At 43.6% G+C, this 15,486-nt stretch carries 17 protein-coding genes; 2 read left to right on the top strand and 15 right to left on the bottom strand.

Annotation, left to right across the window (positions count from 1 at the left end):
- Positions 1–106 precede the first annotated feature (106 nt).
- The 11 genes from NI389_RS15715 to NI389_RS15665 form a co-directional block, all read right to left on the bottom strand.
- On the bottom strand, positions 107–1,702 hold the full coding sequence (locus NI389_RS15715) for an esterase-like activity of phytase family protein (RefSeq protein WP_308360759.1): 1,596 nt from the start codon (positions 1,700–1,702) through the stop codon (positions 107–109).
- Between the two features lie 126 nt (positions 1,703–1,828).
- On the bottom strand, positions 1,829–2,143 hold the full coding sequence (locus tag NI389_RS15710) for a cupin domain-containing protein (protein ID WP_308360757.1): 315 nt from the start codon (positions 2,141–2,143) through the stop codon (positions 1,829–1,831).
- A 54-nt stretch (positions 2,144–2,197) separates the two neighbouring features.
- A complete protein-coding gene (gene bla / locus NI389_RS15705) occupies positions 2,198–2,941 on the bottom strand; it encodes a subclass B1 metallo-beta-lactamase (protein ID WP_308360756.1) in 744 nt (247 codons plus the stop codon).
- Between the two features lie 111 nt (positions 2,942–3,052).
- Positions 3,053–4,390 (bottom strand): N-succinylarginine dihydrolase, encoded by a 1,338-nt coding sequence (astB, locus tag NI389_RS15700; protein ID WP_308360755.1) that lies wholly within the window; start codon positions 4,388–4,390, stop codon positions 3,053–3,055.
- Between the two features lie 373 nt (positions 4,391–4,763).
- A complete protein-coding gene (locus NI389_RS15695; RefSeq protein ID WP_308360754.1) occupies positions 4,764–5,879 on the bottom strand; it encodes an alpha/beta hydrolase-fold protein in 1,116 nt (371 codons plus the stop codon).
- 91 nt (positions 5,880–5,970) lie between these two features.
- Positions 5,971–6,414 (bottom strand): GNAT family N-acetyltransferase, encoded by a 444-nt coding sequence (locus NI389_RS15690; RefSeq protein ID WP_308360753.1) that lies wholly within the window; start codon positions 6,412–6,414, stop codon positions 5,971–5,973.
- A gap of 115 nt (positions 6,415–6,529) precedes the next feature.
- The gene (locus tag NI389_RS15685) at positions 6,530–7,171 is read right to left on the bottom strand and encodes a hypothetical protein (protein ID WP_308360752.1); all 642 of its coding nucleotides are present in this window, start codon (positions 7,169–7,171) and stop codon (positions 6,530–6,532) included.
- A 43-nt stretch (positions 7,172–7,214) separates the two neighbouring features.
- Positions 7,215–7,505, bottom strand: coding sequence for an antibiotic biosynthesis monooxygenase family protein (locus NI389_RS15680; protein WP_308360751.1), 291 nt, complete (start codon positions 7,503–7,505; stop codon positions 7,215–7,217).
- Positions 7,506–7,536: 31 nt separating this feature from the next.
- On the bottom strand, positions 7,537–7,905 hold the full coding sequence (locus tag NI389_RS15675) for a hypothetical protein (protein WP_308360750.1): 369 nt from the start codon (positions 7,903–7,905) through the stop codon (positions 7,537–7,539).
- A gap of 264 nt (positions 7,906–8,169) precedes the next feature.
- Positions 8,170–8,799 (bottom strand): LysE family translocator, encoded by a 630-nt coding sequence (locus NI389_RS15670; protein WP_308360748.1) that lies wholly within the window; start codon positions 8,797–8,799, stop codon positions 8,170–8,172.
- A 202-nt stretch (positions 8,800–9,001) separates the two neighbouring features.
- Complete coding sequence (locus tag NI389_RS15665; protein WP_308360747.1) at positions 9,002–10,147, bottom strand: porin; 1,146 nt, start codon at positions 10,145–10,147, stop codon at positions 9,002–9,004.
- 82 nt (positions 10,148–10,229) lie between these two features.
- Here NI389_RS15665 and NI389_RS15660 point away from each other — a divergent pair, with 82 nt between their 5' ends.
- Both NI389_RS15660 and NI389_RS15655 read left to right on the top strand, forming a co-directional pair.
- Positions 10,230–12,113, top strand: a complete 1,884-nt coding sequence (locus tag NI389_RS15660) for a methyl-accepting chemotaxis protein (protein ID WP_308360746.1) — start codon at positions 10,230–10,232, stop codon at positions 12,111–12,113.
- A gap of 29 nt (positions 12,114–12,142) precedes the next feature.
- Positions 12,143–12,976, top strand: coding sequence for a substrate-binding periplasmic protein (locus NI389_RS15655; protein WP_308360745.1), 834 nt, complete (start codon positions 12,143–12,145; stop codon positions 12,974–12,976).
- Here NI389_RS15655 and NI389_RS15650 read toward each other — a convergent pair.
- The 4 genes from NI389_RS15650 to NI389_RS15635 all read right to left on the bottom strand — a co-directional run bounded on the left by NI389_RS15650 (position 12,973) and on the right by NI389_RS15635 (position 15,485).
- Positions 12,973–13,095 carry a hypothetical protein gene (locus NI389_RS15650; protein ID WP_308360744.1) on the bottom strand — a complete coding sequence of 41 codons (123 nt, stop codon included), beginning with the start codon at positions 13,093–13,095 and terminating at the stop codon, positions 12,973–12,975. The genes NI389_RS15655 and NI389_RS15650 overlap by 4 nt on opposite strands.
- A gap of 21 nt (positions 13,096–13,116) precedes the next feature.
- Positions 13,117–13,875, bottom strand: a complete 759-nt coding sequence (locus NI389_RS15645; protein WP_308360743.1) for an AraC family transcriptional regulator — start codon at positions 13,873–13,875, stop codon at positions 13,117–13,119.
- 4 nt (positions 13,876–13,879) lie between these two features.
- Positions 13,880–14,338 carry a carboxymuconolactone decarboxylase family protein gene (locus NI389_RS15640; RefSeq protein ID WP_308360742.1) on the bottom strand — a complete coding sequence of 153 codons (459 nt, stop codon included), beginning with the start codon at positions 14,336–14,338 and terminating at the stop codon, positions 13,880–13,882.
- A 139-nt stretch (positions 14,339–14,477) separates the two neighbouring features.
- Positions 14,478–15,485 carry a thrombospondin type 3 repeat-containing protein gene (locus NI389_RS15635; protein ID WP_308360741.1) on the bottom strand — a complete coding sequence of 336 codons (1,008 nt, stop codon included), beginning with the start codon at positions 15,483–15,485 and terminating at the stop codon, positions 14,478–14,480.
- Between the last annotated feature and the right edge of the window lies 1 nt (position 15,486).

Below are 15,486 nucleotides of genomic sequence, written 5' to 3'. Positions count from 1 at the left end.
CTCTCCCACTTTGTGGGAACGCGACTTCTTGTTTTATTATTAGGTATGAAGGATAAACGTCAATAATGTTTATCCTTTTTCTAATTTAACGCATCCGTGATGACCGTTAATTCACCGATAAATCCAACCCATTGACGATATACAAGGTATTACTGTCAACTCGGCTTTGCGTGCTATCTAAGTATTTCTGTTCCAGTACGCCGTCCGTTGACCACGTGGCGAAATCATCATCATTCAACACACCTAAACGACCATCGTCTATCACCCACAGTCCTTCCATTTTGTCATGTGGGTAATTAACCACACTGACCATATCAACGATTAAATCGACTTTTTCTACGGGTGTAATACCAACTGATGCAAGCTTTGCCCATCCCGCTGAAAAATCGTTACCTACCGCATTGTTTTTAATGACTTGCTCTAACGTTTCACCCGAAAGCATTAACCCAAAGCTTGCGTCTTGTGTTACCGAACCGGACGCGATAATACTTTCTAGGTTTGTTGCGTTACTTACGTCAATTTTGTACACATGTTTCATTGCACTTGGCGTGCGATTGAAAAACGCACCGTCACGCTCAAGCACCAAAAATTGTGTTGCACTGAGTGCTTTGATGGCAGAATTCGAGTTAGAGCCTTTCTCTTGCTTATATAAATATTGTGCCTGCACACCGGTTTCGAGGTTAATGGTCACAATACGAGTAAGATCGGTTCGATTTTTACTTGGATTATCCAAACTTGATTGCATAATACCGACTAAGGTTTTTTCGTCAGGTGTGACCGTTAATCCTTCCATCCCACGGTTTGCCCATCGATTGGCAAACTCGACGGGTAAGTTAAAATGGGTACGTGCATCGTCTGGAAACGCATTGATACGATCAATTTCAACGCCGTCTGCGCTGTAATGCACAATGTGAGGACCGTATTCGTCACTGACCCAAAAAGTACCATCGCTCATTGCAACAAGACCTTCTGAATCTAATCCATCGTCGTCTGTTTTGATTGGGTTGGTGAGTGCGTCATACGGTTGACTCATGTCAACACGGATCACTTCGCCATGCGCATCATAGGGGGTTTCTCCCGTGCCACCCAGTGCTGAGCTATTCGGTAAGCCACTAATTGGATTGCCAGCTCGGTCTTTTAAAAGAATATTTTTAACAAGGGAGACCGAGCCTCCAGCGTGGATTTCAAACAAACCAATTCTCGGCGTATAATCTGGAACCGGGAACATTTTTCCACTCCCTTGAGCACCCGAAAATACCGCATTTGGCCCACGATCCGTCAAGGCATAAAACTGCATTGGGTTACTTGGGTGACCATCTAAATCTGAACCATAACCACCGTTTCGGATTTCAAACGTAGAACCCGGAATTGCGCCATTTTCGAGATCATTGCGAAGCACAGAATACGGTAAGCTCACCCCACTTGACGCAAAATTATCTGGATTACAAAGATAAGAGGTCTGCGTAACTTCACTGCTGTCCAGCAAGCCATTACGGTCTTGGTCTAATCCGGAATCAACTTGCACACCACCAAGCCAGCAGTGCGTATTGCCTGCATTAAGCTTGGATTGAAGCACCAAACTACTTAGCCCATTGACGCCATCTGTACCATTTAGTCCTGCTTGACCATCACTGCCGTCATTACATGCGGTGAGTAATACGGAGCTTGCCGCAACTAACCAAATCAAATTCCTGTTTTTCATTTTGTTTAACCTTGAGTCTTTGCAATAAAATCGGATCAAGATAAAACCTAAACATGACGAAATTGGTCAGAAAACGTTAAAGAACAATGACATTACACATCACTATGTCATGAGAAGCCGCTTTGGTTAGCGATAAAATATCGCCAACCAAATCGTGATTGGGTCAACGCTTGTTGCGCTGACTCGATGTTTCACGTGTGCGGGAATATTCACATAATCCCCAACGTTGAGGGTTTTTGTCGACCCATCAGCAAATTCCAATGTGCCTCTGCCTTGTAGAATGCAAACCCACTCATGTTCGTCTTGGTCGTACCAAGAATTTTCAGGTGTCTCATGCCCTTTTGACACAATTCGTTCGACGCGAATGGACTGGCTGGTGATAATTGATTCAAACACTTCTTCAGATAAATCCGTAGGGATTGCATTAAATAAATTACCCACTTTTACTCCTTTGATCTTTAATCGCATTATCGAGCTTTTCACTCTGGTTCAGCGCTAATGTGCCTTTTGGTCAGCGCGTAGCTTTGCCTCAACCAGCTGTTTTGTATTCGAAATTAACGCTGAAGTCCCACTCTCACCATGTCCTGGCACAACAAATTGAATATCAGGGTACGTTGCAGTGACATTCTCTAAACTTCCATACCATGTATTCAATGTTGCGTCTTTCAAATTACCAAGACTTTTTGCCCCGTTACTTCGAATAAAACAACCACCAAATAACATTTTTTGATTTGGGATCCAAACTACAACATTGTCTTTTGTGTGTCCGCCACCAGGGTATAACACTTCCAAGGTGCTACCTGCGACGTTTATTTCTCTGTCGGAACGTAACTCGTGAGTGGCTTTAGGTTTGCCTTTTTGAGACAGGATTTGATTCGTCAGGCTGCTTGCATAGGTTGCGACGCCATGTTCATTCAACCACTCAATTCCTGCTGTGCGGTCCTCATGATAGTGCGTTGACAAAGAAGCTTTTACGGAGATCTGCTGCGCTTCAATCCAATCAACAAGTGCCTCCGTGTCTTCAACTGACCAAGGAGTATCAACTATGTAGGCTTTTTGATCTTCAATAACGACGAGACCATTTGAACCAACCACACCAAATCCCGGCACAGCTTGATAAGACGTGTGCTGATATACCCCTTTGGCAATAGGCTTAATGTCGAATTTGGGCATCTCAGGTGCGGCCACTACAGAAAAAGTCGCACTCAGCGCAAGTGCCAAGGAAATGAATTTGTTCATGGTATGTTTATCCACGTTGGAAAACGTGTATCTTGACCTAGATCGTCTGAAACTACCATGAACAAAATTAACTAAGCCCTTATTTTAAATCACCTTTGGTGACTGGATACCTTAGACTTGTTGAAATGGATAGACAGATCCCAATCCTAAAAGGCCAGTCAATTCATCCAACGCAGACTGACTTTCAAGCAGCAAATTTGGATCCGCCAAATCGGATTCAGTCAGTCGATCGCGATAGTGTTTATTTATCCAAGCAGCTAGAGTTTGATAGCGAGATTCGTTTAACAGGCAGTGGCTATTTACCGCATTCAGTTCATCGCTTGAAAGCGCCACACGCAACCTTAAACACGCAGGTCCACCGCCATTTTGCATACTCTGTTTAAGGTCTAAGTAGATCACTTCCTCTATGGGGTTACTGGCTTTACACAGCGAGGCCAAATAGCGCTCTACGCCATCAATCGTCTGACATTCACTGGGGGCAATGATCGCCATTCCTCCTGTGGGCAAACTGACCAGTTGGCTATTAAACAAGTAGCTTTTCACCGCAGCCTCTACGCTGATATCGTGATTGCTGACTTCAATTAAATGAAGTGGTCGCGAACCTTGATACTTGCGACCAATTTCCTCTATGACCTGTTTTTGTTGATAAAATGCCTGCTCATGGAACAAAAATACGTTTTCATTGCCAATTGCGATAACGTCATTATGGAATACGCCTTGGTCAATAACCTCGGGATTTTGCTGTACAAAGAGTGTATGTGTATCGTCAAGCAGATGGCTACGCGCTATCGCTTCGCTCGCTTGCTTGGTCTGTCTTGCTGGAAACACCTTTGGCTTTATATTTGAATTCGCATCTTCACCGTAGACAAATATCGCCAACCCCGTGTGCCCATAACTATCGACAAGACGCGTGTAATTGGCCGCGCCCTCATCGCCAAACAGAGGGTGCTGAGGTAAGCAGGGATGATGAACAAATATCTGCTCATCTGGAAAAGTGGCTTTTAAAACCAAACTGGTTGTCTTGGCTTCTATCGCTCGATGCAGTTTGTTGCTTAAATTGGCGGGAGTGAAATGGACTTTCCCATTAGACGTATCACAACTTGGCGAGACCGTTGCTGCATTGGCCGTCCACATTGAAGATGCTGAATAACAAGCTTTCAACAGGTAAGGCTCTGTTTTGGCTACCTTATTAATCACTTGAGCGTCTGTGCCACTAAACCCGAGTGCTCGTAAAGTCTCCAGATCGGGGCGGCAATTGGGCGCGAATACACCTTGATGCAACCCAAGCTGGGTCAATGTCCACATTTTTTCTAAGCCCTGCAGAGCCGCCTGTTTTGGGTTCGCAACCTTGTTTGCATTCGATTTTGACGCAACGTTGCCAAACGATAATCCTGCGTAGTTGTGTGTTGGGCCCACTAACCCATCGAAATTGACTTCGTAATAACTCACCTTGCCCCCTTGTGGTGCATCGACTGCACCATAATAGTTCTTATGTCGGATTGGTTGCTTACGAACAAAATGCGCGTTTATTTAATAATATGACAGCGTTTCACAATGCATAATATTAGCGACCCTCATACAATTCCCGAGCTTTACGCTTTGTCGAACCCCGCTTTTTCTCCTTTTGTTCAGGATAGAAGACGAAAGAAAGTTCATGAGGCAGCTTGCACAGACTTGTATAGTTCATCCCCTTTTTATGAAGATTGACCCATTTGTAATCGCAACATCAACAACCTTGAAGAACAAATGAGTCAATTCCTATGCCAGCTTTCAAATCGAGTAGAAGCGAGAGGACATTATGTTCTCACGACGTTTTACTTATCTAGAATTGCCTTTCTTTTAGCGAAGTAAGGCTTGCTTGCAGCATTTCAAGGTATTTATCGTTGTGCTCCTTTGCAATCGACACTGCTTTTTCCATGTGTGTAATCGCTGCCGATTTATCGCCTTTTAGTGCCAGAGCATCGGCTTTTGATTTGTACGCCCACTGAGAATTTGGAAACATCGTTAGATGAACATCGCTCGCGACCAAAGCCTTATTCGCGTCTTTCAACTCGTTCACGATATGCTGTACCGGTTGTCCGATTTCCCACTCCTGACCTTGAGCCGTTGTGCCAAATTTCGCATTTATCGTTTGGTAATGTGTGATAAAACGTTGTGGGTTACTCACTACATCGTCAAAAGAGAGCAGCCAATCAGCAAATTGCGCTCGAAATGCCCCAATTTGCGACAATAAAGGCGTCGTCATATGATCTTCATTGGGAAACTCTTGAAAAACCGCATTCGGATAGACTTCTGAAAGTTTAGCTTGGTAATTTTGATAGGCTGTTCTTTGCTTACCTTGCTCGTTTGCAATACTCATATACACAAACGGCAATGTTGCTCTTGATTTGAAATCAGTGTGTTTAGCTAACACCTCGTTATCCCACCAAAGAGATGGGCTAAACAAATAGTAAGCATCAAACATATCAGGTTGTGACTGAAGGATATATGCGCAGAAAAGCCCTCCTAACGAGTGTCCTGCGACCATATTAAAACCAGAAACGCGATAATTTTTATTTATCTCTGGCATTAATTCCGACGTTAAAAATTGCGCGTAAAGGTCAGCCTTTCCTGAATCCCGTCCACTGTTTTTGTCCAAAGTCGGCGTGAAATAGGTAAATCGCTCTACCGTAGATATCGCCACAACGATAAGCTCAGGCATGACGCCTGTTGAATTCAGGAACGCCGAATTGGTGACAGTATGGTTTGCGTGTGCGTCCCCATCTAAGAGGTAAATAACCGGATAGTTCGTTTTATTAACCAAGTCATACGACTTTGGTGTATAAATTTTAACATTAATCGATTGATTTAATCGTGCTGAGTCAATATTTAACGTCGACTCTGCGGCCTGTGAACTCATCGATGTAATGAGAAACAGAAATATAAGTAATAATCGCACAAAACCTCCTTGCGCTAATATTGATAGGGTCGAAAGGCGCATTTGCTCCTTCCACGTTTAATATCATTAAGGTACGTGGTACTGATATGCATTATTGGGAAAGAGCAATGGGCTTGACGTAGACGTGTGACGTTTTGGACAGATTAAAACCAATCGATGGATAGAATGCATGGGATGCATCGCGTGCGACATTTGACCTTACAAATAGCTGCGTTAAATCATGTTCTCGCCCCCATAATTCCGCTGAGTTCACAAGCGCCTCTGCAATACCTTGACGACGAAAATTTGCGCCGACCACCAATCCCGTGATTTCAGCTGCAAAGCCAGACTCTAAAAACAACCTTTTTTCAATCACTAACCAGCCACATATCGATGTGCCTGTTACCGCGACTAATACCAAATGAACGGGAGACGCGATTAACTCACGTAACCACACGCTTGTATCTTCAACGCGTACTTCGTAGCCTAATTCCAAGGTCAAATGTGCAATCGCATCGGCGTTCTCTAAACTTGCGGGTATCACTTCAAATCGCATTTTCTCTCCATGACCTAAACTCATTTTTATTGTCTTAAAGGTGTTTTTATAAAATGAATGACTTACAGGAAGTCGCTAATCGCTACTTTCTATGGCATGTGTGTTGCAAACTACATTATTGTCGCTTTGTTACACACCAATATCCTCCATCCTGATTTGCCTGTCCCAGTGAATCACAGCGTGTCACTTTTTGCAGTGTTTTTGGTATCGATAGTTCAATCCAATGGTAGCCACTAGGCGGTGAAGTCGCCCACCCTAAGAGCGGTGCTATGGTCAATTTTTGTGGTCGAGTTGGCGACATCAATACAAAATATGGGGTTACATTGAGCCAGTTTTTACCAATAGCACCGAAAATAGTGCGTAGGCGATCCGCTTTGGAAATGGTCTGCGCGTTCGACCATCCCGTGACCCCTTTCGCTTCAATGCAAATTAAGTGAACATGTCTATTACGCTCAAACGCAATAAGAAAATCAACGTCCTCTTGCTGACCTTTAACCTCTCCATGGTTATTGTTGTATAACGATTGTGGTTGGTAGGTTTTGCAAAGTGCTGCGTAAATCCAATCAAGGTGATAATCCATTGCACAAAAAAGTGCGTCAGGAAACGAAATTCCCAAGGCCTCTTCAAGTTGACTTAAAAATTCACTCGAAGGCGAAAATGACCGGTTACCTAAAATATATCCAAGTAAATAAAAGCGTTCTTTGCTATTAAACGCTGCCAATTGTTCAATGATGTCCAACTCACTTTGACTTCTCATTGGTCACTCCATATGGCACAACCTACCTATCCAATATGCTTGATTAGTTAAAACGATACTCTCTTTTAATTTCAACAACTTGAACAATATATGATTCATACCATGTTTTGCGCCCAAGCGATTGAGCCAACGTATGCTCTGAATCACTCTTCCATTGTTTAATCGCATCTTCACTTTCCCAATAGGAAATTGCCACTTCTTCCTCGCCAGCAGTGGCGGCAACAAACTCAAGACAGCCGTACTTTTCAAATGCCAGCGTGCGCATTTTGGCGACCGTAATTTCATAGTCTTCGTCTTGAACACCCGGTTTTGCTCTAAATATAACGGCGTACATGTGATTTCCTTCAAGTAAGCGCAATGGACGATTAAGATAAACTGACGAGGGCAGAAACGCTGATAGCTAGAAACACAACCCAAGATACATGTTTGCCTCTAGAACCAAGTAACGCGACAAGACCATGCACAATGAATGTCGCCGCAATGACATAAATCAAACTGGCCTTTTCAGTTCCAGGTGTAGCTAGAAGCGCGAGAATCGCGGCAAAGCCCAGCCATGCAATTGACGTGATATGCCAAGCAAATCGTAACGTACGCTTAGTAAAGTCATCACTTCCAAATAGCTTTGGGAGATCTCGCTTAAACAATCGCGTCAAGATGTAACGTTCGCCAAGGAACGAATGAACAAACGCAATGACCAACAATAAAACGGCAGAAATGTATAAAGCAAAGCTCATTTGATTTTTGTCCTTCTAATCAAACTAACAACAGAGGTGTGCATTAATTAACGGTAAAAGTGAGTTTCTTAGCATCTGAACTCTTTCGTTTTCAGCATTTAATTGAATCCACCCGTCAGTGCCCATCATTTCGAGAGAGTAAATTTGGCACGTAAAGTCGGGTGTATCTCGCCAAACGCCTGATAATTTGAAAATCCCGAAATTCGTAGTGAGTCGATTGATCGTAAATTGCCTCATGGGAACATTCCGTTGAGTCAAAGCGAATTAGACACGTTGTTTCATAAATGCGACGGCTAAACCCGACGTAACAAAGGTGATTCCCGCCCCAACATTGAGACCATTTATAAATTTAGGTCTATTTTGTAGCCACCAACTCAATTTGGATGCAAACACACCCATTAGCGAAAAGCCAATAGCGGTGAGTAGTGCAAACCAGCCACCATAAACCAACATCTGACTGGTCACCGAACCCAGTTCTGGATTAACAAACTGAGGGACGAACGCCAAAACGAACAAGCCCGGCTTTGGATTCAATGCTGCCGATAAAAAACCAGTCCCAAAGATAGTTTTTAACGACTGTTTCTGTGCCTTCGCCAAAGAAAATAAGCTTTTGGATTTAAGCACTTTTATCCCTAACCAAATTAAATACGCGGCACCAATCATTTTTACGATGTAAAAGGCAATCGTGGACGTTTGCAATAGCAAAGTAAGGCCAAACGTTGCTGTTAACACATGGAATAATATACCCACACCAGAGGATAACCCTGACATCACCGCTGCTGCTTTACCTTGACTGAGTCCTCTACCGATGGCCAACAAATTATCGGGACCTGGAGAGAGCACTAAAAGAAGGCATGCCAACGTATAGGCTAGCCAAACATCCACTGGAAACATGGTTACTCCTGTTTATGCCATGAGCATTGGTGCTACTTAGAACAATATTGATTATTAAACACCCATTAAAATGCCCCCAAAAATGAAACTTCGCAAGCGAAAACTTCGACGATTAGCAATTAACTTCCAGCCTATTTTCTGTGTTCTGGTGACAACACACAGGCCTATTTCGATCGAAAATACTTACAGTCACGATTAGACATCATTTGAACGACCACTGCTGCTTGAAATCATAGCGAAAGCCTATGGAAATAGAGTCAAACTCAGTGTCATTTACAAATGACTTGGATAGGTATTCCAAATGAACGCGCAGTGGCGCAATGGGTAACCACTCAAGCGTCACGTTATAGCCATCGAAACTTTGATTCTCAGATGAGGTGCTGGCATAACCATCCTCGAAATCAAAGATACCCGCTTTGAGTTTGTATTGTGGTGATAATTGATAAGCCAATGACAAATCAAATGTATGGCCGTCACGCGATAGATCTGCCACCAATCGCTGGTACGTTTTATCTTGGTACGCAACGGCGGCATAAAAACGGTCAGTGAATTGATACGCTAATGCACCTGCCCAAATTTGATTTTCACCGAGCCGAGTGTCTGCCTCATACACCTTACTTTGCTGGTAAGTGACCGCAGCATGAAGACCATTCGCATCATAACTCAGCCCAGCGTTAAGCATATCGTTTTGATCATCGCCTTTTTGACCATCAAATTGACCGACTGCGATAAATGTTAAAGGTCCATATTCAAAGCGATATGACAGTAAATTATCGACGAAGAACAAGCTTTCTGGATCATACGAAAACGGGCTACTGGAGTGGTTAAAAATATCAACTGGATCGGCAATAAACAAATATTGGGCTGGTCTTTGTTTCCCGATCCCAAATCGACCATAAGGCGTTTTTAGTGCGGTATAAGCACGCCTCGATTTGCCGAAATTCCCCTCATTCGCCAAATCAATTCCCCACTCTCCTTGCAGTTCAACCTGCCAATCGGGCATAAATTCATGTGTTACTTTGAATCCCGCGTGGGAAAGTGCATCGCGTACATCCCAATTATTGCCACCAGATTCTTTAAGATAACCAAATGTCGGACGAATTGTGGCATAAAGATCAACAAACGAGCGAGTTGAAGTGAGTTCAGTCTGTGGGGAAGATGCCGTACTTGACGCACTTTGTGGGGGTTGTACTTGCTGTGCTTGCAGCCTTGCTTTTAACTCGGCTAGTTGTGCTTCCAGAGCTTCAATATCAGCCATCGTAACAGGACGTTCCGTGCTGGAGGCTGAGACGGTGAAACTTGAAAGACAGCAGAGCAACAGCAGTTCATTGCAGCGAGAGAAGGGCATTGTTTTTCACCTTCATTTATTGCCATTAATCAAATAATAGACAACACTTTTGAAGTTGGGATAATTTTTTAGGCAACAAAAAATGCAGATACGCACTAAGTTTTCGGTGACTTCCGCTGTTGTAATACTAATAATTATTTGCGTCACTACGACATCAACCTATTGGTTTGTGAGTGATTCGCTACAAACTAAAAATCATGCCTATGTAAGTGATAGCACACAATTGCTCGCTATCAGCATCGACAACTGGTTGACGGCAAAAGCTGATCAAATCAATTTAGTTAAAAGCCAAATCGAGCAACATTTTAGCTCGGATGCTTTTCAAGCTGCGCTGAATTCGCCTTTTTTCACTCAATCTTTTCTACTCGCTTTTGGGACCTTAGATAACGAGACGCAGTTACGCTCTAACGACTTGAATCGCCGTAACCCCAAAGATATCGATTTTAGGCAAAGAGCTTGGTATCAGTTAGCAAAAGAAAAACAACATACGGTTTTTACTAGTCCATATACAGATGCAGCAAGCGGTGAACTGCTTTTGTCGGTTGTATCACCGATTATTGTAGGAGGCAGATTACAAGGGGTTATTGGGGGGGATTTAAGCCTTGAGGCTATTGCAAAAAGTGTTAATACGATTAATTTTGATAACACTGGGTATGCCTTCTTGGTTGATAGCACAAGCGCTATCGTTACCCATCCTCAAAAACAATTTTACGGTCAACCGATTAGCAAAATATACCCTGAATTGTCCCTCTCTAAAACCGACCAAATTACTGAGATAAAGACCGCAGATGGAACGAAATTGTTTTACTTACATGCACTTGATAACCGTTTTGGTACAGATTGGTATCTTGCCGTATTAATTGATAAATCCCTTGCTTACAAAACCTTATTTGATATTACCTTGAACTCATTTGTCATCGCAGTACTTGCCGTATTGTTTGGCGTGATCTGTATGCGAGCATTAGCGCTACACCTGCTCAAGCCGCTTCAAGTCTTAGAAGCTGCAATTACCGGTATGGCCAGTGGTGGAGGCAACCTTACTCAGCGTTTAACCGTTAAAAATAATGATGAATGTGGTGTTGTGGCCAGTCAATTCAATCGCTTTTTAGCCTCATTACAGCAATTAGTGTGCGATGTAAAAGAAAGAGCCGATCAAGTACTTGGCAGCAGCGACGCGGCAAAAGAGCTGTCGACGCAATCAATGAAAAAGCTGGATCAACAAGTGAGTTTAATTGAGAGCTTAGCCACGGCGATGCATGAAATGAGTACCACGTCGATAGAAATAGCGGGTAACGCGCAACAAGCCGCGGGCTCGATTACGTCGGTCAATGAAAAAGCCGCGCAAGGGCAAGAAGTGTTTTTGCAAGCTAAGAACCAAATTACGGCGCTCGCCGACGATATTAACCATTCTCACAAGTTGAGTACCCAATTAGCACAGTACAGCCAAAGCATTGAAAATATTCTTTCGGTTATCAATGGTATCGCCGAGCAAACTAACTTACTAGCGCTAAACGCGGCAATTGAAGCCGCGCGAGCGGGTGAGCAAGGCCGTGGGTTTGCCGTAGTGGCCGATGAGGTCAGATCATTGGCGTCAAAAACTCAACAATCGACCACTGAAATAAAGACCATGATTGACCAAATCCAAGCATCGTCAAGTCAAGTTCAAGAAGCCATGGGCAGCAGCCGAGATAAAACCCTGAGCTGTGTGACACAAACTGAGCAAGCGACAGATATGTTGAATGAAATCTCAGAGGCCGTTAAAGAATTAATGGATCGTAATATTCAAATCGCCACGGCCATAGAGCAACAAAGTGTGGTCATTGAAGAAATAAACAAAAACACCAACTACATTAATGATATCAGTGTTGAAGTTGGGCGTTTTGCGGACAAGCAATACTGCGCCAGTGATAAACTGGCCAAACAAGCGCATGAGCAAGAAAGTCTTCTATCTAAATTTAAGGTGTAATCGTGGTGTGCGATCTGTTGGGATTCCGTGTGGCACGTCTGACAGCCAATAGTGCCGTACATCACGTATTGAGAAATGGCTTCCTCAGTGTTGGCAAATTAATGTTGCTGTTGCTCCTTTTTGCAACAAGAACCATGGCCGAACCACAATATCGCGTGAGTATCATGGTGGATGAAAGCTATCCGCCTTACACGTACATGATTAACGGTGAACTCAACGGTATCTATGTGGATCTCGTGCGCCAAGCGGCACGTTTAATTGATAGTAAGTACCAAGTTGAACTTGTACCTGTACCATGGAAACGTGGGCTTGCTGATCTCGAGCATGGTGCCGCATTCGCCATAATGCCACCTTACAAACACATTCAAAAGCGACCTTACATTTGGCCATACTCGGTACCGCTTTTGGAGGAAGTTGTGGTGGCTTATTGCAATTCGGGCTTTACCCTAAAAAATATCGAACACCGAGATACGTCAAAAAATCCGATTAATCTAGGTATTAACGCCGGTTATCTGATTTTAGATGATGTACTGACCCAGGCACTGGCACAGAATAAAATCCAAGTATGGGAAAATAAAGACACCTATTCCAATGTAATGAAATTGGTGAAAGGACGAATAGATTGTTACCTGAACGACAGATTGTCTACTGTACTGGTCATGCGAAACATAAAACGTAGTGAACCCGACATCGAGTTGAGTGGTGTTCTAGAAGACCGCGTGATACTGCGGCGTACCGCACACATTGGTTACGTCAAAGATGGGCTTGAGCAATATCCTTATAAACTTGATTTCATTGCACAAATGGATGAAGCTTTGTTGAAAGTGATGGCGAGTCAAACGCCTGAATTAGAGATCAATTAAGCACGAATAAGATAACGTCCTAACTCGGTCTTTTGCCAAGTGACTAAACGTTCTTGGTTGGCGACGTGGTCTTTCCGCTTCACGTGGTTTTTCACCGCTTTGTTCAAAACACGATCCACTTTGATTTCTGATGAAATGCACTAAAATTTACCAGGCGTCGTACGCGCGATTGCAGAAAACTCCCTTGTCATGTGTGCCTGATCGCTAAAGCCAAACTGAACCGCAACGTCAGCCAAATTTGCCCCGCTATTGTGCTTTAAATAGTCGATTACGTGCTTCACACGTATGAGACGCTGATACGCCTTCGGCGTCATTCCTAACCACAACTTAAATAGGCGCTCAATTTGCCGCTGACTGTGCGTTACAACCGAACTAAGATCTCCAACAGAATGCCCCTGTCTAATACGCGCTAGCGCATGCTCAAGTGAATGAGGTAACACTAGCGATAAGTCAAGGTAGGCCTTAGCCCACGAGTTTAACAACGCAATTTGGGCTTTCACATTTGGTTCTTTATCGAGTGAATGAAACAGGGTGTATAAATGAAACTGGTTGTCCTCAGACTCCTCAAGTCTTTGGTATCTATCAACATGAGAGCCCAACAACCCAAATCCAATTGCCGGATGAAATCGTACTCCCGCCAAACGTGCATCAGCCCCAAAAGTAATATGCTGAGTAACGTTACTCACTGGCAATAAAATCACACCTCGAGGTAAGATTTGTTCACCGATTTGAACCTTACCTGAAAAATTAAACATCAGTCCACTGCCCGCATCACAATGCAATGGCTTACGGATGACGTCACTCTGTGAAGTCACCTTTGCAGCCCATATTCCCTGCAACAACGCACTGAGCTGCCCCGATGGATGAAACAGCTCTAAATGGAATGGATTTAAGTTCAAATCGTTAGGCTTGATAGTGTCCCACCTCTGGCTTAAAGACTTTAACAATGCGATTCCAGCTATTAATCGCGTTAATGGCGAACGTCAGTATCACTAACGCTTTTTCGCCAAACACCTCTATCGCCATTTGATAATTTGTCTCATCAATTGACTTAGCCAATGTCAATTGTTCGGCCAAATCGAGCGCTGTACGCTCGCTATTCGAATACTGTGGCATATCTCGCCACGCGCTGAGCCCCACAATACGTGACCACGTTTCGCCCAGCTTTAACGCATCCTTAGAATGCATATCAATACAATAGGCGCATTGATTGATTTGTGAAACACGTAATTTTACTAATTCCCAAATAGAAATGGTCAACGTCTCGGACTGTTCAAATTGCGTTCTTAAAAAGCCTTCCTGTTCCAGTAAAATTTTCAGACCTTGTGGTGCTAGTTCAATGTAGTTTGCTCGGCTACTCATGGCTATTCTCCTGTTTTGATACGTACCAAGATACTGGCTTTACCAACTCAGGTATTGAATATTTTCGACACATAAAGAAAGGCCTTCAAAAGGCCCTTCTCTATTTATTTGAGTAATATCCGTTAGATTTTAACGCCATCTATTTGCCTTTGGACTTCTTACCGCAACTACTCTGCGCAGCAGACTCAACCAAGGCTTCACCTTCCGCTTCAGACAACAATCCCATATTAATCTGTGCATTTTTCGCATGGGCAACACAACTCACATATTGTCCATGATTTTTCCAAAGCACGCCCTCTTCGGGTCCGCTGCAAGCGCACGAATTGCCGACATTCTGTTCACCCGAACAGCCATATTGATCGACCGAAGCACCGCTTGCAGTTCCTTCGCACATGTCATCACCATCCATCACGCCATCCCCATCAGAGTCCACAACGGGAGTACTGGAACCGTCATTAGGGTTACTGCCTGCGCTCACTTCCTCACCGTCGCTAAACCCATCGCCATCACTATCTGGATTATTTGGGTCCGTTTGCGTTAACACTTCTTCTGGATCGGTAAGACCATCGCCGTCCGTATCAGGAAATTGCGTGCCAGTATTTGTTTCAAGTTTAAACATGCCCCCCGCTAAACCGCCACCGTCATAAATTAGAAAATCCAACGTATGCGTACCACTTAAGGAAACAGGGTATTGTTGTGAATACGATGTCACACCTTGAAACCCAACTAAGTTTCCATCAATGTAAACCCACGAACAATTATCCGCTAATAGATCTAATACAAATTCGCCTGTTCCCGAAACTTCTTGCGTGTAGCGAGTCCAACTTTGTCCTTGCGGCCCCTGTGAACTTAAATTGTTCCAAGCGTTAATCCAACTTGCGTAATTATTGTTTTGATTTTGCCAAGGATGAGCTGCGGTACCAAAAGAATAGGCTGAATGCGGATTAACCCAATTGTCCGCTAAGGTGATTTCGGGATTTACAACACACGGCGCAGCCCAATTGCTATAGGCTGACGCGGGATAAATCGGATCCCAAGCGGTTACACTTGAGTCACTTGTATAAACTGTATTTGCGAATACTTGAAACGACCCTATCAAGCATCCTACTATAACCGCCGTTTTAACTGGCGCTGCCAATACTTTCATT

Source organism: Pseudoalteromonas xiamenensis, from assembly GCF_030994125.1.
Lineage (GTDB): Bacteria > Pseudomonadota > Gammaproteobacteria > Enterobacterales > Alteromonadaceae > Pseudoalteromonas > Pseudoalteromonas xiamenensis_B.
Note: the sequence above shows the minus strand (reverse complement) of the source record. Positions and strands in the feature narration are given on the sequence as shown.